The organism is Rhodococcus sp. 4CII, from assembly GCF_014256275.1.
Taxonomy (GTDB): Bacteria; Actinomycetota; Actinomycetes; order Mycobacteriales; family Mycobacteriaceae; genus Rhodococcus_F; species Rhodococcus_F wratislaviensis_A.
In genome coordinates, this window is sequence record NZ_JACCFE010000002.1 from 4,491,197 (window position 1) to 4,511,949 (window position 20,753).

Annotated in this window: 16 protein-coding genes and 1 riboswitch; of the genes, 7 read left to right on the top strand and 9 right to left on the bottom strand. The window is 68.1% G+C overall.

Annotated features, from left to right (window positions below; genetic code table 11):
• The first annotated feature begins 29 nt into the window (after positions 1-29).
• A complete protein-coding gene (locus H0B43_RS21510) occupies positions 30-629 on the top strand; it encodes a TetR family transcriptional regulator (RefSeq protein ID WP_185726094.1) in 600 nt (199 codons plus the stop codon).
• A 200-nt stretch (positions 630-829) separates the two neighbouring features.
• Here the strand turns inward: H0B43_RS21510 and H0B43_RS21515 are convergent, their stop codons facing one another.
• The gene (locus H0B43_RS21515) at positions 830-1,159 is read right to left on the bottom strand and encodes a helix-turn-helix domain-containing protein (protein WP_185726093.1); all 330 of its coding nucleotides are present in this window, start codon (positions 1,157-1,159) and stop codon (positions 830-832) included.
• Between the two features lie 168 nt (positions 1,160-1,327).
• On the bottom strand, positions 1,328-2,215 hold the full coding sequence (locus H0B43_RS21520; RefSeq protein WP_185726092.1) for a LysR substrate-binding domain-containing protein: 888 nt from the start codon (positions 2,213-2,215) through the stop codon (positions 1,328-1,330).
• 135 nt (positions 2,216-2,350) lie between these two features.
• On the opposite strand from H0B43_RS21520, the gene H0B43_RS21525 reads away from it, so the two are divergent.
• Genes H0B43_RS21525 through H0B43_RS21535 form a run of 3 tightly spaced genes read left to right on the top strand, consistent with a single transcriptional unit; the run spans position 2,351 to position 6,605 of the window.
• The gene (locus H0B43_RS21525; RefSeq protein WP_185726091.1) at positions 2,351-3,715 is read left to right on the top strand and encodes an MFS transporter; all 1,365 of its coding nucleotides are present in this window, start codon (positions 2,351-2,353) and stop codon (positions 3,713-3,715) included.
• Positions 3,712-5,427 (top strand): acyl-CoA dehydrogenase family protein, encoded by a 1,716-nt coding sequence (locus H0B43_RS21530; protein WP_185726090.1) that lies wholly within the window; start codon positions 3,712-3,714, stop codon positions 5,425-5,427. Before H0B43_RS21525 ends, H0B43_RS21530 begins: the two co-directional genes overlap by 4 nt.
• The gene (locus tag H0B43_RS21535; RefSeq protein WP_185726089.1) at positions 5,424-6,605 is read left to right on the top strand and encodes a CaiB/BaiF CoA-transferase family protein; all 1,182 of its coding nucleotides are present in this window, start codon (positions 5,424-5,426) and stop codon (positions 6,603-6,605) included. Before H0B43_RS21530 ends, H0B43_RS21535 begins: the two co-directional genes overlap by 4 nt.
• 6 nt (positions 6,606-6,611) lie before the next feature.
• Here H0B43_RS21535 and H0B43_RS21540 read toward each other — a convergent pair whose 3' ends face one another.
• Positions 6,612-7,307 carry a FadR/GntR family transcriptional regulator gene (locus H0B43_RS21540; protein ID WP_185726088.1) on the bottom strand — a complete coding sequence of 232 codons (696 nt, stop codon included), beginning with the start codon at positions 7,305-7,307 and terminating at the stop codon, positions 6,612-6,614.
• A gap of 194 nt (positions 7,308-7,501) precedes the next feature.
• On the opposite strand from H0B43_RS21540, the gene H0B43_RS21545 reads away from it, so the two are divergent.
• The 3 genes from H0B43_RS21545 to H0B43_RS21555 all read left to right on the top strand — a co-directional run bounded on the left by H0B43_RS21545 (position 7,502) and on the right by H0B43_RS21555 (position 11,721).
• A complete protein-coding gene (locus tag H0B43_RS21545; protein WP_185726087.1) occupies positions 7,502-8,872 on the top strand; it encodes an SLC13 family permease in 1,371 nt (456 codons plus the stop codon).
• 144 nt (positions 8,873-9,016) lie between these two features.
• Complete coding sequence (locus tag H0B43_RS21550) at positions 9,017-10,213, top strand: CaiB/BaiF CoA-transferase family protein (RefSeq protein WP_185726086.1); 1,197 nt, start codon at positions 9,017-9,019, stop codon at positions 10,211-10,213.
• Complete coding sequence (locus H0B43_RS21555) at positions 10,213-11,721, top strand: carboxyl transferase domain-containing protein (protein ID WP_185726085.1); 1,509 nt, start codon at positions 10,213-10,215, stop codon at positions 11,719-11,721. The genes H0B43_RS21550 and H0B43_RS21555 overlap by 1 nt, the downstream gene beginning before the upstream one ends.
• A 42-nt stretch (positions 11,722-11,763) precedes the next feature.
• Here H0B43_RS21555 and cycA read toward each other — a convergent pair whose 3' ends face one another.
• From cycA to gcvP, 6 genes are all read right to left on the bottom strand, one after another.
• The gene (cycA, locus tag H0B43_RS21560) at positions 11,764-13,254 is read right to left on the bottom strand and encodes a D-serine/D-alanine/glycine transporter (protein ID WP_213015214.1); all 1,491 of its coding nucleotides are present in this window, start codon (positions 13,252-13,254) and stop codon (positions 11,764-11,766) included.
• A 155-nt stretch (positions 13,255-13,409) separates the two neighbouring features.
• Positions 13,410-13,514: riboswitch (glycine riboswitch) on the bottom strand.
• Between the two features lie 70 nt (positions 13,515-13,584).
• Positions 13,585-14,967, bottom strand: coding sequence for an L-serine ammonia-lyase (locus H0B43_RS21565; RefSeq protein ID WP_185726083.1), 1,383 nt, complete (start codon positions 14,965-14,967; stop codon positions 13,585-13,587).
• A gap of 97 nt (positions 14,968-15,064) precedes the next feature.
• The gene (gene glyA, locus H0B43_RS21570; RefSeq protein ID WP_185726082.1) at positions 15,065-16,333 is read right to left on the bottom strand and encodes a serine hydroxymethyltransferase; all 1,269 of its coding nucleotides are present in this window, start codon (positions 16,331-16,333) and stop codon (positions 15,065-15,067) included.
• Positions 16,330-16,734 (bottom strand): glycine cleavage system protein GcvH, encoded by a 405-nt coding sequence (gene gcvH, locus H0B43_RS21575; RefSeq protein ID WP_185726081.1) that lies wholly within the window; start codon positions 16,732-16,734, stop codon positions 16,330-16,332. The genes glyA and gcvH overlap by 4 nt, the downstream gene beginning before the upstream one ends.
• A 38-nt stretch (positions 16,735-16,772) precedes the next feature.
• On the bottom strand, positions 16,773-17,888 hold the full coding sequence (gene gcvT / locus H0B43_RS21580; RefSeq protein ID WP_185726080.1) for a glycine cleavage system aminomethyltransferase GcvT: 1,116 nt from the start codon (positions 17,886-17,888) through the stop codon (positions 16,773-16,775).
• The gene (gene gcvP, locus H0B43_RS21585) at positions 17,885-20,701 is read right to left on the bottom strand and encodes an aminomethyl-transferring glycine dehydrogenase (protein WP_252190071.1); all 2,817 of its coding nucleotides are present in this window, start codon (positions 20,699-20,701) and stop codon (positions 17,885-17,887) included. The genes gcvT and gcvP overlap by 4 nt, the downstream gene beginning before the upstream one ends.
• Positions 20,702-20,753: the final 52 nt, after the last annotated feature.

The following is a 20,753-nucleotide window of genomic DNA, read 5'->3' on the forward strand; positions in this document are numbered from 1 at the left end:
TACGATTCGCGCGGACCTGAGGAGGATCAGTGGGACGCAAGCCGGCGATCACGCGGAGCGCCGTGGTGTCTGCCGCCATCGAGATCATCGATCGCGACGGCATGGACGGATTCAGCCTCGAACGGATCGCGACGGCGCTCAATGTGCGTGCACCGTCCCTGTACAACCACTTCGCCGACAAGACCGAGATCCTGTCGGAGGTGGCACGCGCGGTCGTGCTGGAGACTCCGCGGATTCCCGACCCGGCACCGGGGCAGTGGCGGGAATGGCTGATCGCCGAGTCGCTCGAGTTCCGGAATTCGCTACTGCGCCACCCGAACATCGTTCCGGTGGTGTTCACCTGGTTTCCCGAGAACCTCCTGCACAAGCTGTACGCGCAGTATTCGAGGTTGCTGGGCGACCAAGGGGTTCCGCGGTCCCGTCAGTTGTTTCTGCTCGAGGCCACGCACCGGATGACGGTGGGATCCGCGATGTGCACGGCGACCGGCAGGCCCGCGCTCGTGGAGTTGCCCCCGATCGATTCGGAGGCACCCGGCCAAAGAACATCGGTGGCGGATGCGGACCGGGCGCTGTTCGTCGAGATGCTCAGGGCGTTCCTGATCGGTGTCGACGTCGAAGGTAGAGGCTGACCGCGCGTCGACTCGGGTTCGAGTCGATCGGTGGGCGGGCGATCGGCGGTGCAGGCATTCCAAGCCTCCCTCGGGCTGACGAAAGCGCGTGTCCGTGGCGTGAGACAACGCTACATCGAGCGTGGTTTGTCTCACAGAGAAATAAACTATAGGCATTAGTAAATTGGGTCAAGCCCCACCTTCCCGTCCGCCAACGCAGGTCACTGGCACGGAAACTGTCCGAGGAATTTGCCCAGATAGAGGCCGAGGTGCAGTTCCAGTCGATGGGCGCCCACTGCCAGGTCGAGTCCCGTGAGGTCCTCGATACGGCTGAAGTACAGGGTCTGGCGATGGATGTTCAACTCCGCGGTCGCGGCGGCGTCTCCCGCATGAGCCAGGTAGATTTCCGCCGTCGAACGGAGGTCGGTGTTTCGGTGTTCGAGGAGAGATCTGACGGCGGGGGTGATTGCCTCCTCGGCGATGGCGTCGGCGGACGCCACGGCCGTCAGCCGGTAGGCGCCGATGCTGTCCCAGGAGGTCGCGGGTCCCATCGACGGGTCCTGTCGGATGAACGAAATGCCCACGCGCGCCTGGAGCCAACTGCGCCGGCATCGGAAAGTCGGTGTACGTCCCGCCCACACCGTCGGGCGTGACCCGATGGGACATTCGTCCACTCGGATCGGCCCGCTGTGACATTCGGTCGCGAAAGCCCGCCCCGGCTACGGGTCACCGGCCACGGTGCGCAGTACGCGGGTGACGGTTCGCACCGCCGGCGACGGATTCGAGTTCTCCCACGCCATCGCGATGGGGAGAGTCGGGACGTCGCCGGCGATGGGCAGGTATACGACACCGTCCATCGTGAGGTGTGCCGTCGAATCGACCACCACGGCCACGCCGACCCCCGCCCCGACCATCGCGAGGAGGCTGTAGGGGTCGGGTGCCTCGTGCGCGACGACGGGCGCGAAACCGGCTGCTGCACAGAGCGCGAGCGTGGCGTCGCGGACCACGGAACCGTGTTCGGCGGGGTAGATGACGAACCGTTCGCTCGCCAGTTCCTGCGGCACGACCGCACCGGCGTCCACTAGACGGTGCCCGGCCGGGACGGCCACCATCAGTGCCTCCTCGCGGACGGTGTGGGTGGCGAAACCCCGCGGGACCGGCAGCCCCACGATGCCCATGTCCAGGGTTCCGCGCGCGATTGCGTCGAGCACCTCGCCGGAGTACATCTGCGGGCGGAGTTCCAGTTCGATTCCGGGATAGGTGTCGGCGAGGGATCGGGCGAGGACGGAGAGCACCGTGTAGCCGCCGGCGCCGCCGAAGCCGACGGTGACGCGCCCGGTCTCACCGGCGGACGCCGCCCGCGCGATGCCGCGCACGATCCCGATCTGCGCCTCGATCACCCGCGCCGGGGCCACCAGCGCCTCACCCGCGGCCGTGAGCCGCACCGAGCGGGTGGTGCGGACGAACAGGTCCGTGCCGAGTTCGCGCTCGAGCGCTCGCACGGTCTGGCTGAGCGGCGACTGCGCGACGTGGAGACGCTCGGCGGCCCGCCCGAAGTGCAGTTCTTCCGCGACCGCGAGAAAGGCGTGCAGGTGACGGAGTTCCACGACCGCTCCTCGCAATTATGTGGGCTGAGCACCTAAACAAGCTGAATTAAGTCTTGGACTCTACACGGAATCCCGACCATAGTGATGCACACCACCGCTACCCCGGTGGGACGAGCACGACAGTCAGGGAGAACCGTGAATCCGAATCCCGGCCGCGACGCGGCACCACCCGAATACAGCACCCGGCAGGCCCGTCGAGCGGGAGTCACCGCGTTCGTGGGCACGACCATCGAATGGTTCGACTTCTACATCTACGGCACCGCGTCCGCGCTCGTGCTGGGCCGGTTGTTCTTCCCCGATGCCTCGCCCGCGGTGGGCACCCTCGCCGCCTTCGCGACGTTCGCGATCGGGTTCGTGGCACGGCCGCTCGGCGGAATCGTGTTCGGGCATTTCGGTGACAAGTTCGGCCGCAAGAACGCCGTGATCATCACGCTGGCCCTGATGGGGATCGGGACGGTCGGAGTCGGTTGCCTTCCCACCTACTCGCAGATCGGGATCTGGGCGCCCGTGTTGCTCGTCGCGCTCCGCGTGGTCCAGGGCATCGCGATGGGCGGCGAATGGGGTGGCGCGGTGCTCATCGCCACCGAGTTCGCGCCCCCGAACAAGAAGGTGCTGTACGGCGCATTCGCGCAACAGGGATCGCCCGTCGGCAACCTGCTCGCAACCCTGGCGTTTCTCGCGCTGACGCTGTTGTCGGACAGTGTGTTCGAGAGCTGGGGCTGGCGTCTGCCGTTCCTCGCGTCCGCCGCGCTCGTCGTCGTCGCGCTGTACATCCGGCTGCGCATCTCGGAGACCCCGGAGATGAAGAAGGCCGTCGTTGCGCAGGAGCGCACCCGAATGCCGCTCGTCGAGGTGCTGCGCTCGCACCCCGTCGAACTGGTTCTCGGTGTGGGCGCAGTGGTCGCGGGTGTCGCCATCACGTATGTCAAGACCACGTTTGCGCTCGCCTGGGCCACCGCCGATCTCGGGTTCGACCGAAGCGACTTCCTGCTGGTGATCACGGTCGCGCTGGTCGCGCAGGTTCTCGTGCAGCCGTTCGGGGCGGTGCTCGCCACGAAGATCGATCCGTCGCGGGCGGTCCGGTGGATGCTGCTGCCCGAACTCGTGCTGTTGCCGTTGATGTTCCTCCTCGTCCAGACCGGGTCGGTGCCGCTGGCCATGCTCGGCATGGTGCTGGCCACCGCGCCGCACGCGATGTACTACGCGGCGCTCGCCGGCATCCTCGCCCAGGTCTTCCCGACCACCGTGCGATACACCGGGATTTCGCTGTCGTATCAGCTGTCGACGGCGATCTTCGCCGGAACCGCCCCGATGCTCTGCCAGTTCCTGCTCACCCACACCGACTCGATCTGGCCGGTGGTCGCCCTCGGGCTCGGTTACGTCGTGCTCTCGCTCGTCTGCATGACCCTACTGCTCCGCAGGGGAGACGCCCGTCGGAACCGGGACGCCGCGACCCCTCCAACCCGCTCCTTCATCCGGAAAGATGCTGCCCACTCATGAATTTCGTTCGCACCGACCCCGCCCTGCGCATCGTCGTCGACCGCTGGACCGACGCCGCGGACCGGAACAGGCTGAACGCCCTGCTCGACCGGCTGGGCGCAGACGCCGCCGGACGGCTCGACGCTCTCGCCGCCACCGCCGACAAGAATCCGCCCGTGCTGCAGCAGTTCGATCGCGACGGTGAACGCATCGACCGGATCGCGTATCACCCGGCCTACCGGGAACTGTGCCGCGCCGCCTACAGCGAATACGGGTTGTCGGCGCTGTCGCACCGCGGGGGCCTGCACGGCTGGGAGGCCGTGCCGCCGCACCTGGTGAAGTACCTCGCGTCGTACGTCTTCGTGCAGGCCGAGTTCGGGCTGGCGTGCCCGGTGTCGATGACGGACGCCGCCGCCCGCATCCTGCGCATGTTCGGCGACCCCGGCGTGTTCGGTTCCTGGATAGACGGATTGACGTCCACCGACCCGCGGCAGGCGATGACGGGCGCGATGTTCATGACCGAACCGCAGGCCGGCACGGACATCGCCCGAACGGAGACGGTCGCGGAGCGGGACGGCGACGGGTGGCGGCTGACCGGGAAGAAATGGTTCGCGTCCAATCCCGACGCCGACGTCATCATCACCCTGGCCCGGTTCCCCGGTGGCGACGACCACTCGACCCGGGGCGTCGGAATGTTCATGGTGCCCAAGGTTCTGGCGAGCGGACAGCGCAACAGTTACACGATCGACCGGTTGAAGGACAAGCTCGGTACCCGGTCGATGCCCAGCGGCGAGGTGTCGCTGACCGGCGCGCACGCCCTGCAGGTGGGCGAACTCGACCGCGGGTTCCGGCAGATGGCCGAGATGGTGAACACCTCCCGGCTGTCGAACGCGATGCGGTCGAGTGCACTCATGCGACGGGCCGTGCGGGACGCCGTCGACCACACCCGGCAGCGAGTGGTGTTCGGCAAGAAGCTGTTCGATCAGCCGCTCATGCGCGCCACCCTGCTGCCTCTTGCGCTCGACGCCGAGGCGGCGCTCGCGCTGGTGGCGTACAGCGCGCAGTGCCTGCAGGCGGCAGACACCGGCGACGACGCCGCGCGGGGGCTGATCCGGGTTCTCACCCCGCTCGCGAAGCACTACGTGTGCAAACGGGCCCGGGTGGTCACCGGCGAGGCCATGGAGGTCCGCGGCGGCAACGGATACATCGAGGAGTGGGCCCATGCCCGCCTGGTGCGCGACGCCCACCTCGGCTCGATCTGGGAGGGCTCGAGCAACGTCATCGCCCTGGACGTGTTGCGGTGCATGCGGAAGTCCGGTGCGCACCGTCAGCTGGCGGATGCGATGCGCGGCATCCTCGCCGGGCTCGGACCCGACTGCGCCGCCGGTGCCGACGTTCTCCGTCGCCGCTGGGACGACCTGATCGAGGAAGGCGACCTGCTGCTCGCCGGCGACGACGACACCGCGCAGGCCGGATGCGCGCGCTACGCGAACGAGTTGGCTCGCACGGTGATGGCGACCTTGCTCTTCGACCTCGCCGACTTCGCGATCACCTCGGACCGCGGGTACCGGTCGCTGCTCGTCGCGAACGCCTACCTCGCCGGCGGCACCGGGCACGTCCCGGCCGCGGCCCTGCACGAACTGGCCGCCGTCGTCGACGGCACCGACGTCGAAGCCCGCGCCGCGCACGACACCGCACCCCGAACCGTTTCGGCGACAGGAGTTCTCCTGTGAACACGACAAACGCCGGACCGGCGCCCCTCGCGGGTGTCCGGGTGCTGGACCTCTCCAAGATCCTCGCCGGTCCGTACGCCACCATGTCGCTCGCAGATCTCGGCGCCGACGTCACCAAGGTCGAACATCCCGACGGCGGCGACCCGACCCGGTCGTGGGGGCCGCCGTTCGTCGGCGCCGACGCCACCTATTACCTCGCGATCAACCGGGGCAAGAAGTCGGTCACCGTCGACCTCAAATCGGAGGAGGGGCAGGACGCGATCCATCGGATCCTGGAGGAGACCGACGTCGTCGTCGAGAACTTCAAGCCCGGCAGCGGGTTGCAGCGCATCTTCGACTACCGGACGCTGTCCGAGCGGTACCCGCACCTGGTCGTGCTGCACATCTCCGCGTTCGGGGAGGAGGGTCCGCTGCGCGACGAACCCGGCTACGACATGATCGCGCAGGCCGCAGGTGGCCTCATGTCGCTGACCGGTGAACCGGGTGGGGCGCCGATGAAGGCCGGATTCGCGATGGGTGATCTGGGGGCGGCGCTGTTCGGACTGGTCGGCGTGCTCGCGGCTCTCGTGGAACGGTCGCGGACCGGACGCGGGCAGTACGTCACGACGTCGCTGTTCGAGTGCCAACTCGCCCTGCACGTGAACTGGGCGACGAATTACTTCGCCACCGGGGAGCGCCCCGGCCCACTCGGATCCGGCCACCCGAATCTCGCGCCCTATCAGGCCTTTCCCGCGAGCGACGGGTACTTCGTCGTCGCGGTGGGCAACGACGCGCAATGGGCGAGCCTGTGCTCGGCGATCGGCCGGGAGGATCTGACGTCGGATCCGCGCTTCGGACGCAACCGCGACCGGGTGGCGCATCGCGGCGAGCTCGAGCGGGAACTGTCCGCGGCCTTCGCGACGGGCACCGTCGAGCAATGGTGCGACACGCTCACCGCGCACGCCGTTCCGGTGTCGCCGATCCGGCACCTCGACGAGATCTACGCCGATCCGCACACCGCGGCGCTCGGGATGATCGGCACGGTCGACCACCCGACGCTGGGCAGCCTGCGGCAGATCGCGTTCCCGGTCAGCTTCGCCGGCGAACGCCCGCACCTGACGTCCGCGCCGCCGGTACTGGGCGCGGACACCGACACGATCCTCGGCGCCCACCGGCCGCAGTCGGTGGCCGGCGGATAGGCGCGGTTACCCGCCCTCGCGCAGCAGCGCGACGTCGGACACCATCCGGATGTGATCGGCCATCGCCCGGGAAGCGCCCGCGGAGTCCTGATCTCGAATCGCTGTCGCAATGCGCCGGTGCCCTTCGAGGGAGGCCCGCGGGCGTTCGGCCTGGGACAGCGACTCGATCCGGGTCTCCCGGATCAGCCCGGAAATCTCGTGCATCAGCTTGGCCAGCAGTGACGAGTGCGCCGCAACGGTGATGGCCTCGTGGAACTGCTCGTCGCCGACGACGCCGCGATCGCCCGCGGCGATCTCGGATTCCATCGTCGCGAGTGCGGAATCGATTGCCGCCATCTCCGCGTCGGACCGGCGCTCGGCGGCGAGTCCGGCGAGTTTGACCTCCAGCGCCTCGCGGGCCTCGATCACCTCGGGAAGGCGGTCGGCGTGTTCCCGCAGCGCCTTGACGGCGCGCTCCTCGATGGGACGGCGGACGAGCACGGCACCGTCTCCGTGCCGCACCGACACCACGCCTTGCACCTCGAGGGCGACGAGCGCCTGACTCAGGGACGCGCGGCTCACACCCAACTGAGCTGCGAGTTCGCGTTCCGCGGGGAGGCGGTCGCCCGGCGTCATCTCGTGGTCGGCGATGTGCGCACAGAGCTGCTCGACGATCACCTCGTACAGCCGCGGACGCGCCACCGGACGCAGTTGCTCAGCCACTGGGCCACCCACTCTCCATTCCACTGAAACTACTCCACGGTATCTCGCAAAGTCATGTAACCGCACGCACAGTTCCTGTTGACAGTGATCCACAACACTGCTTCGATGAAGTGGCTAGGCCAATCTGCCACTGAGTCAATTTGCTCGCCGGCGGCGGCCGAGACCATGTCACTGCCACAGAACCGGAGACTCTCGTGTCGACCGAGTTGATTCCCATCCTTGCGCTCGCCGTCATGTTTCTGGCGGCGACCGTGCTGCCCGTGAACATGGGCGCCCTCGGCTTCGTTGCCGCCTTCTTCGTCGGAACCCTGTCGCTGCACATGAGCAGTGACGACATCATCGCCGGCTTCCCCGCCAGCCTGTTCCTGACGCTGGTCGGCATCACCTACCTCTTCGCGATCGCCCAGAACAACGGGACCGTCGACCTGATGGTCCGCGGGGCGGTCCGGCTGGTCCGCGGTCGCGTCGCCCTGATCCCGTGGGTGATGTTCGGGATCACGGCGGTGCTCACCGCGATCGGCGCCCTCGGCCCCGCCGCGGTGGCGATCGTCGCCCCGATCGCGCTTGGCTTCGCCGCCCGCTACAAGATCAACGCCCTCCTGATGGGCATGATGGTCGTGCACGGAGCGCAGGCCGGCGGATTCTCGCCGATCAGCATTTACGGCGTCACGGTCAACGACATCGCGTCCACGGCGGGATTGACCAGCAGTCCGCTCACCCTGTTCCTCGGCAGTCTCGTGTTCAACGCCGCGATCGGTGTACTCCTGTTCGTCTTCCTCGGCGGTCGGAGCCTGATCGGGCGCAGCGTGCACGACGACGGCCCCGAGGATGCGGCCGAAACCGTCGACGGGGTGTCGGGCGGCGGAGTTCCCGCCACCGCCACCGGCGGTGGCTTGGGCTCGGGCGGCGCCACCGCGACCAAGGTGCGCCCCACGCCGACGGTCGCGGATTCGCCGGCCCGTTCCCGTGTCACGTTCGATCAGGCCCTCACCCTCGTCGGCCTCGTCGCGCTCGCCGTGTTCTCGCTGATCCTCGATCTGGACGTGGGCTTCATCTCGATGACGGTGGCCGTCGTCCTGGCGCTCGCCTCGCCGAAGGCGCAGAAGGGCGCCATCGCTCAGATCAGCTGGTCGACGGTTCTGCTCATCGGCGGCGTGCTCACCTTCGTGGGAGTGCTGCAGGAAGCGGGCACCGTCGAGTACGTCGGCAATGCGGTGGCGAGCCTCGGTCTGCCGCTCCTCGTCGCCCTCCTCCTCTGCTACATCGGGGCCATCGTCTCCGCCTTCGCCTCGTCCACCGCGATTCTGGGAGCGACCATTCCGCTCGCGGTTCCGTTCCTGCTCGCGGGCGAGGTCGGCGCGGTGGGAGTCATCGTCGCGCTCGCCATCTCCTCGACCATCGTGGACGTCAGCCCGTTCTCGACCAACGGCGCCCTGGTGCTTGCCAACGCCCAGAACGTCGATCGCGACCGGTTCTACAAGCAGATCCTGAAATACAGCGCGCTCGTCGTCGCCATCGGACCACTCGCGGCCTGGGCGATCCTCGTGGTGCCCGGCTGGCTCTGACCGTCGCCGGGTAGGCGACCGGCACATTCTCCGGCTCTTGACATCGGCCGGGTCAGATGCTTCATTTAATTGGCTGGTCCACTAGGTCACTGAACCAACAATCCAGATATCGCGGCTCTCGCCAGGAAGTAACGGTGGTTGCACATGTCCACGAAAACGATGGAGCGAACCGGTCCGCTGCAAGGCGTGGTCGTCATCGATCTGACCCGCGCACTCGCGGGCCCGCACGCGGCGATGATGCTCGGCGACCTCGGCGCGGAGGTCATCAAGGTGGAAACCCCGCACGGCGGCGACGACACCCGCGGCTGGGGACCGCCGTTCGTGGACCCGGCCTACGGCGAGCGGGAATCGACGTACTTCCTGTCCGCGAACCGGAACAAGAAGTCGATCACCCTCGACCTCAAGGCGGACGACGGACGCGGCACCCTCGAGTCCCTCGTCCGGCGCGCCGACGTCCTGATGGAGAACTTCCGCACCGGCGTGCTCGACCGCCTCGGCTTCACCACCGAGCGTCTCGCGGAGCTGAATCCCCGCCTGGTGATCCTGTCCATCAGTGGATTCGGACACGACGGACCCGAGGGGGGACGCGCGGGCTACGACCAGATCGCCCAGGGCGAGGCCGGGCTGATGTCGCTGACCGGACCGAATCCCGACGACGTCCAGCGCGTCGGCGTCCCCATCGCGGATCTGCTCGCCGGCATGTACGGGGCCTTCGGCGTCGTCGCGGCCCTGCAGGAACGCGAACGCACCGGCCGGGGCCGCGTGGTGCGCACGTCGTTGCTGGCCAGCGTCGTCGGCGTGCACGCCTTCCAGGGCACCAAGTGGACCGTTGCCGGCGAGGTCGGCGAGGCCCAGGGCAACCACCATCCGTCCATCTCCCCGTACGGCCTGTTCCGCACCGCCGACGGCGCCGTGCAGATCTCGGTCGGCAGCGAGGGACTGTGGAAGCGGTTCTGCGCCGGCTTCGACCTCGACCCCGACGCCCCCGGAATGGCCACCAACCCCGAACGCGTCGAAAACCACAAGCAGGTCCTGGAAATGGTCGAGGACGCGTTCGGCGCATACACCAGCGACGAACTTCTCATCGAACTCGACCGGATCGGGGTGCCCGCCGGGCGGGTCCGGACCATCTCCGAGGTCTACGAATGGGAGCAGACGAAGTCGCAGAGGCTGCTGATCGACGTCGACCACCGCACGCTCGGCACCATCACCCTGCCCGGGCCGCCGCTCCGGTTCTTCGACTCGGACGGCACCGAAGTCACCGAGACCCGGCACACCGCACCCCCGGTCCTCGGCGCGGACACCGACACCGTGATGTCGTGGCTGAAGGAATGCAGCTGATGGCACGCCTGACAGCGCCCGAACTGCTCGACCTCGTCGCCGACACCGGAACCTGGGAGTCGTGGGACACCGCCCCTATCCCCGTCGCTGCGGATTCCGAGTACGCCGACGAACTGCTGCGCGCACAGCAGAAGACCGGACTGGACGAGGCGGTTCTGACCGGGGCTGCCACCATCCGCGGCCGCCGCACCGCAATCCTGATCTGTGAGTTCGGCTTTCTCGGCGGCTCCATCGGGGTGGCCGCGGGCGAGCGCTTGGTCGCCGCGATACGCCGCGCCACCCGCGATGGGCTTCCGCTCCTAGCCCTCCCCACGTCGGGCGGGACGAGGATGCAGGAAGGGACCACCGCATTCCTGCAGATGGTCAAGATCACGGCGGCGGTGATCCGGCACAAGGAAGCGCACCTGCCCTACCTCGTCTATCTCCGGAATCCCACGACCGGCGGCGTATTCGCGTCCTGGGGCTCCCTCGGCCACGTCACGATCGCCGAGCCCGGAGCGCTCGTCGGATTCCTCGGACCGCGGGTGTTCGAGGCGCTGTACGACTCGCCGTTCCCGGCCGATGTCCAGACCGCCGAGAATCTCCACGCCCACGGACTCATCGACGCGGTGCGGCCGCCGGACCAGCTCGCCGAGATCGTCGACCGCGCGCTGCGCATCATCACCTCCGGCCGTAATGGCCGGCCGTCGCTCGCCGACGCGCCCGTGCGCGAGACCCTGCCGGACGTCCCTGCGTGGGAGTCGGTGGTCGCCTCGCGCCGCGAGGACCGCCCCGGGGTGCGCGACGTGATGTTCCACTCCGCCTCGGATGTGCTGCCGCTCAACGGAACCGGTCAGGGTGAGAACGACCCCGGCCTCATCCTCGCCCTCGTCCGGTTCGGTGACATGCCGTGCGTTCTGCTCGGCCAGGACCGTCGCGGACAGACCACCCGGTCGCCGCTCGGCCCCGGTGCACTGCGCGAAGCGCGGCGGGGAATGCGGCTGGCGGCCGAATTGAACCTGCCTCTGGTGACGGTCATCGACACCGCGGGGGCGGCGTTGTCGAAGGAAGCCGAGGAAGGCGGGCTGGCCGGGGAGATCGCACGCTGCATCGCGGACATGGTCTCCCTAGACGTTCCCACGATCTCCCTGCTGCTCGGGCAGGGCACCGGCGGCGGCGCGCTCGCGTTGATCCCGGCCGACCGGGTGCTCGCGGCCCGGCACGGCTGGTTGTCGCCGCTGCCGCCCGAAGGGGCGAGCGCAATTCTGCACCACGACATCGCGCATGCTCCGGACATGGCTGCCCGGCAGGGGATCCGGTCGTCCGACCTCCTCGCGAGCGGCATCGTCGACGAGGTTATTCCCGAATACCCCGACGCGGCAGAAGAATCCGCGGCATTCTGCACGCGCGTCGGGGCGGTACTCCACCGCGAGTTGTCGCTGCTCGACGCGGCGGACACCACCCAGCGACTCTCCGAACGTGCGGAGCGATTCGACCGGATCGGTCTATTGCAACCTGCACCTGCATGACCACGGTGCCGGGATCCCGATCGGATTCCCGGCACCGTGCGCTTACTCGTGGTGCGTTGCGGCGATCTCCGCCCGGAATGCCGCTTCTCGGGCCTGGTGCCCGGGGCGGCGCCGGAGGATCGACCATGCCACGCCGAGGATCGCGAACCACACCGGAGTCACCAGCAGCGCATGCAGGGTGTCGTCCTTCTGGGTGAGCGCCCAGATCAGGAATCCGAAGAAGGCGAGCACGACATAACACATCACGACGCCGCCGGGCATCTTGAACGTCGATGCCGCGTGCAGATGCGGACGACGCTTGCGGTACACCACGTAGCTGATCAAAATGATCGACCAGACGAACATGAAGAGCAGCGCGGAGATCGTCGTGACCAGGGTGAACGCGGCGATGATCGAGTTTCCGGCCGCGACCATCGCGACGCCGGCCAGAAGGAAGACACCCGACAGCATCAGGGCATTCGCCGGGACGTGACGCCGGGTCAGTGTGCCGAACCGCGTCGGGGCGTCACCCTCCTGCGCCAGGCCGTAGACCATCCGCGAGGTGGAGTAGATACCGGAATTCGCGGACGATGCGGCGGACGTCAGCACCACGAAGTTGATGACGGAGGCGGCGATGCCCAGACCCGCCAGGGTGAACATGGTGACGAACGGACTCTTGTCCGGGAGGATGTCACGCCACGGCGTGACGGAGACGATGACGACGAGTGCCACCACGTAGAACAACATGACGCGCACGGGGATGGAGTTGATCGCGCGGGGAAGATTCTTCTCCGGATCCTTGGCCTCCGCCGCTGTCGTGCCGACGAGTTCGATACCGACGAAGGCGAACGTCGCGATCTGGAACCCGGCAACGAAACCCATGGGGCCGGTGGGGAAGAGACCGCCGTCGTTCCACAGGTTCGAGAAACCGGCGACGGCACCGTCGGGCGAGGTGAAGTGGGTGAAGATCATCACGAGTCCGACGACGATCAGGCCGCCGATAGCGAGGATCTTGATCAGGGCGAACCAGAACTCGGTTTCACCGAAAGCCTTGACCGTGGGCAGGTTCAGCGCGATCAACAGTACGACCGCGCCGAGGGCGGGAATCCACAGCGGGAGATCGTGCCACCAGTACGTGACATAGCCGGCGATGGCGATGATGTCGGCGATGCCGGTGACGATCCAGCAGAACCAGTACGTCCATCCAGTGAAGAATCCCGCCCACGGCCCGAGCAGGTCCCCGGCGAAATCGGAGAAGGATTTGTAGCTCAGATTCGAGAGCAGAATCTCGCCCATCGCCCGCATCACGAAGAACAGCATGAAGCCGATGATCATGTAGACGAAGATGACGGACGGGCCGGCGAGTGAAATCGTCTTACCCGAGCCCATGAAGAGCCCGGTGCCGATGGCGCCGCCGATGGCGATCAGCTGGATGTGGCGATCGGACAGCTGGCGCGACAGATGCGCGCCTCCCGAATCACTGTCCTGTGGAGACGGGCTCGGGTCGGGAGGCGAGGCGACGGAGGCACGGGTCGGATTCGTTCGTTCGGACAAAGGAACTCCGTGTGGTCGTTGACGCGCAAGGCACGCCACGGTGGGTGGGCTGCCTCCCCGCTCTGTCATCGACCTGAGAGTTTCCGCGAGTGACGACCCGCTTGCCCCATCGGTGAGCCGACCCGGAATTGCAGTCGACCGCTTTCCAGAGGTGCCGTGCCGCGGCGGTACAGGTGCCTGAGAGTTTCCCGGGGAGGATTTGCTCCTTCGGCGCCCGCTGATCCAGATGGTGGAGGGCGGAACTCTCCCGCCGCGGCTCAGTGGCTTCTTCCGTTATGTGATCTGCCTCATACCATACCGTGAATAGCGTTCTGCCTCAATAGATATGAGTCAGCATTCGACGAGATTCACCGACACGTTCACGGCGAGACCCCCGGTGGAGGTCTCCTTGTACTTCGAACTCATGTCGGCGCCGGTGGCCCGCATCGTCTCGATCACCTGATCCAGGCTCACCCGGTGGGTTCCGTCGCCGCGCAGGGCCATCCGGGCGGCGTTGATCGCCTTACCCGCCGAGATGGCGTTGCGTTCGATGCACGGGATCTGCACCAGACCCCCGATGGGATCACACGTCAGACCCAGACTGTGTTCCATCGCGATCTCCGCCGAGTTCTCCACCTGTTCCGGGGTTCCGCCGAGGATCTCGGCGAGACCGGCGGCAGCCATCGACGCGGCGGACCCCACCTCACCCTGGCAGCCCACCTCGGCCCCGGAGATCGACGCCCGCTCCTTGTACAAGGATCCGACCGCACCCGCCGCCAGCAGGAAGCGCACCGCCGTGTCGTCCGGATCGGACCTTCCGGCGGGGGTGTAGTGCACCGCGTAGTGCAACACCGCCGGGATGATGCCGGCGGCGCCGTTGGTGGGGGCGGTGACGATCCTGCCGCCGGACGCGTTCTCCTCGTTGACGGCGAGAGCCACCAGGTTCACCCAGTCCTCCGCGAACGCGGGATCACGTTCGGGGTCTTCCACATTCAGCCGCTCGTACCAACCGCGGGCGCGCCGCCGCACCCGAAGGCTTCCGGGCAGGTACCCGTCCCGGCTGATGCCGCGTCGCTGGCACTCGACCATCACGTCGCGAATGTGCAGTAGCCGCGCCCGGACCTCCGACTCGGGGCGGAGAGCCCGTTCGTGTTCGAGCATGACCTCGCTGATCGTGAGACCGTAGTGCTCGGTGAGGTCCAGCAACTCGCGCGCCGACCCGAACGAGAGGGTGTTCGCGACGGCGCTGACGGACACCTCCGGTTCGTCGCCGGTGACGACGAACCCGCCGCCGATCGAATAGTACGTCTGCGCACGGAGTTCGCGGCCGCCCGCACCGATTGCGGTGAGGGTCATGGCGTTCGGGTGGAAGTCGAGGACGGTCAACGGATGCAGCACCATCTCGTCCTCCGCGAGCGCAATGTCCACCACGCCGCCGAGACGGATACGCCGACTCGCCCGCACCGCCTCCAGCCGCGCCTCCATCTCCTCGGTGGCGATGGTCTCCGGTCGGTACCCCTCGAGACCGAGGAGAATGGCGGACATGGTGCCGTGGCCCGCGCCGGTGGCCGCGAGCGATCCGTACAGATCGACGCGGACACCGGCGACGTCGTTGAGAACGCCGAGCGCGCCGAGGTCGGCGACGAACGTGCCCGCCGCCCGCATCGGCCCGACCGTGTGCGAACTGGACGGGCCGATACCGACCGAGAACAGGTCGAACACACTGATGGTCACGAGGTGAGATCCTTCCTGAGCATCGCAGCGAGTACCGCAGCGCAGCGAGGAACGCAGTGAGGAGCGGAGGGACGGATCGCGCCGGGAAACCTGTTCATTACAGTCCCGGGTAGAGCGGATATTTGTCCGCGAGGACGCGGACCTGAGCTGCCAGTCCGGTCGTGTCCGCGTCGGCGGGGGCGACGAGGGCCTGGGCGATCAGGTCGGCGACCGTCACGAAATCGTCCCGGCCGAAGCCGCGCGCGGCCAGTGCCGGTGTGCCGATCCGCAGTCCGGACGTCACCATCGGCGGCCGAGGATCGAACGGAACGGCGTTGCGGTTGACGGTGATTCCGATCGCGTCGAGCCGGTCCTCGGCCTGCTGTCCGTCGATGTCGGCATCCCGCAGATCGACGAGAACGAGGTGAACGTCCGTGCCACCGGTGAGGACACTGATTCCGGCTTCCTTGACGTCGGGGCGGCTGAGGCGCTCGGCGAGTACCTTGGCCCCGTCGAGGCAGCGTTCCTGGCGTTCCGCGAAATCGGGTTCGGCGGCCATCTTGAATGCCGTTGCCTTACCGGCGATCACGTGCTCGAGCGGTCCGCCCTGCTGGCCGGGGAAGACTGCGGAGTTGATCTTCTTCGCGATGGCCGCGTCGTTGGTCAGGATGATCCCGCCGCGGGGGCCGCCGAGGGTCTTGTGCGTCGTCGACGTGACGACGTGCGCGTGCGGTACCGGGGACGGGTGAAATCCGGTGGCGACCAGTCCGGCGAAGTGGGCCATGTCGACCATCAGGTAGGCGCCGACCTCGTCCGCGATTTCCCGGAACCGGGCGAAGTCCAACTGCCGCGGGTAGGCCGACCAGCCGGCGATGATCAGCTGCGGTCGGTGTTCGCGGGCTGCCTTCGCGACCTCGTCCATGTCGATCAGGTAGTCCTTCTCGGACACCCCGTACGCGGCCACGTTGTAGAGCTTGCCGGAGAAGTTCAGGCGCATGCCGTGGGTGAGGTGACCGCCGTCGGCGAGGGAGAGACCGAGGATCGTGTCACCGGGTTTGATCAGCGCGTGCATCACCGACGCGTTCGCGGTGGCCCCGGAATGCGGCTGCACGTTGGCGTATTCGGCGGCGAAGAGCGCCTTGACGCGGTCGATGGCGAGCTGCTCGATCGAGTCGACGTGCTCGCATCCGCCGTAGTAGCGGCGTCCGGGGTACCCCTCGGCGTACTTGTTGGTCAGCACGGAACCCTGCGCCTGCATGACCGCGAGCGGCGCGTGGTTCTCCGACGCGATCATCTCGAGGCCGGTGCGCTGCCGCTCGAGTTCCTTGCCGATGAGTGCGGCCACATCGGGATCGAAATCCGCGAGGTCGCGGTTCAGGACGCTCATGCGTTCGCCCCGTTCTTCTCGGCATACTCGGCGGCGGTGAGAAGCTCTCCGGCATCGGACGGCTGGACGGCGAACAGCCAGCCTTCCCCGTACGGGTCGGAGGTGACCAGGCCGGGATCGTCGACGGCGGCGGAGTTGATCAGGGTCACCCGACCGCTGACCGGCGGATACAGCTCGGAGACGGTCTTGGTCGATTCGACCTCGCCGCACGCTTCGCCGGCGACGATGGTGGCGCCGACCTCCGGCAGATCGACGAAGACGAGTTCGCCGAGCGAGTTGACGGCGACGGAGGTGATGCCGACGCGGACGGGTTCGTCGGGGAGGGCGGCGCCCGGCGCGATCAGGACCCACTCGTGGTCGTCGGTGTAGCTACGGTCGTCGGGGAAAGCTGCTGAAGACATGGGTGCACCTTTTTCGGGGCCGAAGGGAGTGGGACGGTTCAGGAACGGCGATAGAACGGCGACGGGGTGACCACGAACGGTTCCTTCTTGCCACGAATGTCGACGGTCAGTTCGGTGCCGGGTTCGCGGAGCGCGACGTCGACGAACGCCAGCGCGATCGGATGCCCGAGCGTCGGCGACAGGGCGCCGGACGTGATCGTGCCGACCGCGCTGCCACCGGACGCGTCATGGACGGTGTAGTCGGCGCGGGCGGCGCGGCGACCGGTGCCCGCGAGGCCGACGAGTACTCGCTGAGGAGCCTGCTCGGACAGCGTCTGCAGCGCCTCCCGACCGACGAACTCCTTGTTCAGCCGGACCACCTTGCCGAGACCGGCCTCGTACGGGTTCGTGCCGAGGGTCAGCTCGTGCCCGTAGAGCGCCATGCCCGCCTCGAGCCGCAGGGTGTCGCGGCAGGCGAGACCGGCGGGGACGCCGTCGCGGGCCGTCGTGGCATCCAGGAGCGCGCGCCACAACTGCACGGCCTGCTCGTTCGGCACGTACAGCTCGAATCCGTCCTCGCCGGTGTAGCCGGTGCGGGCCAGGAGGACGTCGATGTCCGCGACGACCGCCCGGGTGACCGCGTAGTACTTCAGCGCCGCGACGTCGGCAACCTGCCGGTCGGGGACGAGGGACTGCACGATGTCCTGCGCGGCCGGTCCCTGCACCGCGATCAGCGCGGTCTCGGCGGACTGGTCGTCGACCGTCGCCGAGAAACCCTCGGCGCGTGCGGCCAGCTCGCGGTACACGGCCGGGGCGTTCGCGGCGTTGGCGACCACGAGGAACTGTTCGTTGGCGAGACGGTAGACGACGAGGTCGTCGATCACACCACCGTCCGCGTTGCAGAGCAGCGAGTACTTGGCGCGGCCGACGCCGATCTTCGACAGCTCGCCGGCGAGCGCGTAGTCCAGCAGCGCACCGGATTCGGGTCCGGCGACGGCGATCTCACCCATGTGAGAGAGATCGAACAGTCCGGCAGTCTTGCGAACCGCATGGTGTTCGGCGAGTTCGCTGTCGTACTTCAGCGGCATCTGCCAGCCCGCGAAGTCGGTGAAGTGGGCGCCGAGCGAACCGTGCTCGCTCAGCAGCGGGGACGCGGACGTGGTGGTGAGGGTCATGCGAAGGCCTCCTCGGGGGTCTCGGCGATGGCCGGAGAATCGATGTCGGTGGTGTTCTCGAAGGCCTCGGGCGCGGGGCACGAGCACACGAGGTTGCGGTCGCCGTGCACGCCGTCGATGCGGCGAACCGGAGGCCAGTACTTGTTGCCGCGCAGCGACGCGACCGGGAAGGCGGCGAGGTGGCGCGGGTAGGGCAGATCCCAGGTGTCGGCGGTGACCTGCTCCGCGGTGTGCGGGGCCTGACGCAGCGGGCTGCGCTCGAGCGGCCACACGCCCTCGCCGACCAGATCGATTTCCCGGCGGATCGCGATCATCGCCTCGATGAAGCGGTCGAGTTCGGCCAGATCCTCGGATTCGGTCGGCTCGACCATCAGGGTGCCGTTGACCGGGAAAGACAGGGTGGGGGCGTGAAAACCGTAGTCGATCAACCGCTTTGCGACGTCCTCGGCGGTCACGCCGGTCGCCTTCGTGACCGGGCGCAGGTCCAGGATGCACTCGTGCGCCACCAGACCGGACGGCCCGGTGTACAGGACGGGGAAGTGCGCGTCGAGTGACTTCGCGACGTAGTTGGCGGACAGCACCGCGGTCTTGGTGGCCTCCGTCAGCCCGTCCGGGCCCATCAGCGCGATGTACGCCCAGGTGATCGGCAGGATTCCGGCAGACCCGTAGTTCGCCGCCGACACCGGGGTGCCGAGCTGGTCGCCGCCGAGCGGGTTGCCGGGCAGGAACGGGGCCAGGTGCTTGCGCACCGCGACCGGGCCGACGCCGGGCCCACCGCCGCCGTGCGGGATGCAGAACGTCTTGTGCAGGTTCAGGTGCGACACGTCGCCGCCGAACTGGCCGGGCTGGGCCAGGCCGACGAGTGCGTTGAGGTTCGCACCGTCGACGTACACCTGACCGCCGGCCTCGTGCACGAGATCGCACACCGTCCGCACGTCGTTCTCGTACACGCCGTGCGTGGACGGGTAGGTGAGCATGATCGCGGCGATCGTGCCCTCGTGCGCGGCGATCTTCGCGCGCAGATCGTCCAGGTCGATGTTGCCGTTCGACGCCGTCGCGACCACCACCACCCGCATGCCGGCGAGCACCGCGGAGGCGGCATTGGTGCCGTGCGCGGACTGCGGGATGAGGCAGATGTCCCGGCTGAGGTCGCCGCGGCTCTCGTGGTAGCCGTTGATGGCGAGCAGCCCGGCGAGCTCGCCCTGCGATCCGGCATTGGGCTGCAACGAGACCCGGTCGTACCCGGTGATCTCGCCCAGCCACCGCTCGAGCCCGCGGATCAGCTGCAGGTAGCCGCTGGTCTGCTCGACCGGAGCGTACGGGTGGATGGACGCGAAACCGGGCCAGCTGATCGGTTCCATTTCCACGGCGGAGTTGAGCTTCATCGTGCACGAGCCGAGCGGGATCATGGTGCGGTCGAGAGCGAGATCCTTGTCGGACAGCGCACGGAGGAAGCGCAGCATCGCCGTTTCGGACCGGTGCTCGTGGAACACGGGGTGCCGCAGGTAGTTCGACGTCCGCAGCAGCGACTGTGGCAGCCCGGACGCCGTGCCCGCCTGGGCTCCCGCGCCGAACGCGGACAGGACCCGGTCCACGATCTCGTCGGTGGTGCACTCGTCGCACGCGATCGCGACGTGGTCCGCGTCGACCAGTCGCAGGTTGATGCCGTCCCGGTCGGCGTGATCGACGACCTCGCGCGCCCGGGCCGGAACGCGCACCAGCACGGTGTCGAAGAAGCTGTCGTGGACCACCGAATGTCCGGCCGTGCGCAGACCGCCCGCGACGGCGGTCGCGTGAGCGTGTACCCGAGTCGCGATGGCGCGCAACCCTTCCGGGCCGTGGTACGCGGCGTACATCGCGGCGACGTTGGCGAGCAGGGCCTGCGCGGTACAGATGTTGCTGGTCGCCTTGTCGCGGCGGATGTGCTGTTCGCGGGTCTGCAACGCCAGCCGGTATGCGGGCTTGCCGTCGACGTCGACGGACACCCCGACCAGCCGGCCGGGGAGCATCCGCTCGAGACCGCCGCGGACCGCCATGTAGCCGGCGTGCGGACCACCGAAGAACAGGGGCACACCGAAGCGCTGGGCGGAGCCGACTGCGATGTCGGCGCCCTGCTCACCGGGCGGGGTGAGGAGCGTCAGCGACAGCAGATCGGCGGCAACCGTGGTGAGCGCCCCGCGCTCCTTGGCGGCGGCGATGAGCGGGGCCAGGTCGCGCACGTGCCCGCTCGCGCCGGGTGCCTGGAACACGACGCCGAACAGGTCTCCGTCCGGGAGTCCTCCGGAGAGGTCGGCCACCTCGACCTCGATGCCCACCGACCCGGCCCGGCCGCACACCACTGCGAGGGTCTGCGGCAGGCAGTCGGCGTCCACGACGACGCGGGGAGTCGACGACTTCGACTTGTTCGCGCGGCGCATCAGCAGCACCGCTTCCATCACCGCGGTGGCCTCGTCCAGCAGGGATGCGCCCGCGAGGGGGAGGGCCGTCAGGTCTTCGATAACCGTCTGGAACGTCAGCAGCGCCTCGAGCCTGCCCTGGGAGATCTCCGGTTGGTACGGGGTGTACGCGGTGTACCAGGCGGGCGACTCGAGCATGTTCCGGCGCAACACCGCGGGGGTGATGGTGTCGGAGTATCCGAGGCCGATCATCTGCACGCGGGTCTCGTTGCGCTCCGACAGCGTGCGAAGGTCGGCGAGAACCTGCTGCTCGGACCGCGCCGCGGGCAGGTCGAGGGTCTCCGGGCTGCGGATCTGGTCGGGTACGGCGGCATCGATGAGCTGATCGAGCGTGTCGTACCCGAGGGCGCCGAGCATGCGCTCGGTGGCGGACGCGTCGGGACCGATGTGGCGAGACGGAAAATCGCTG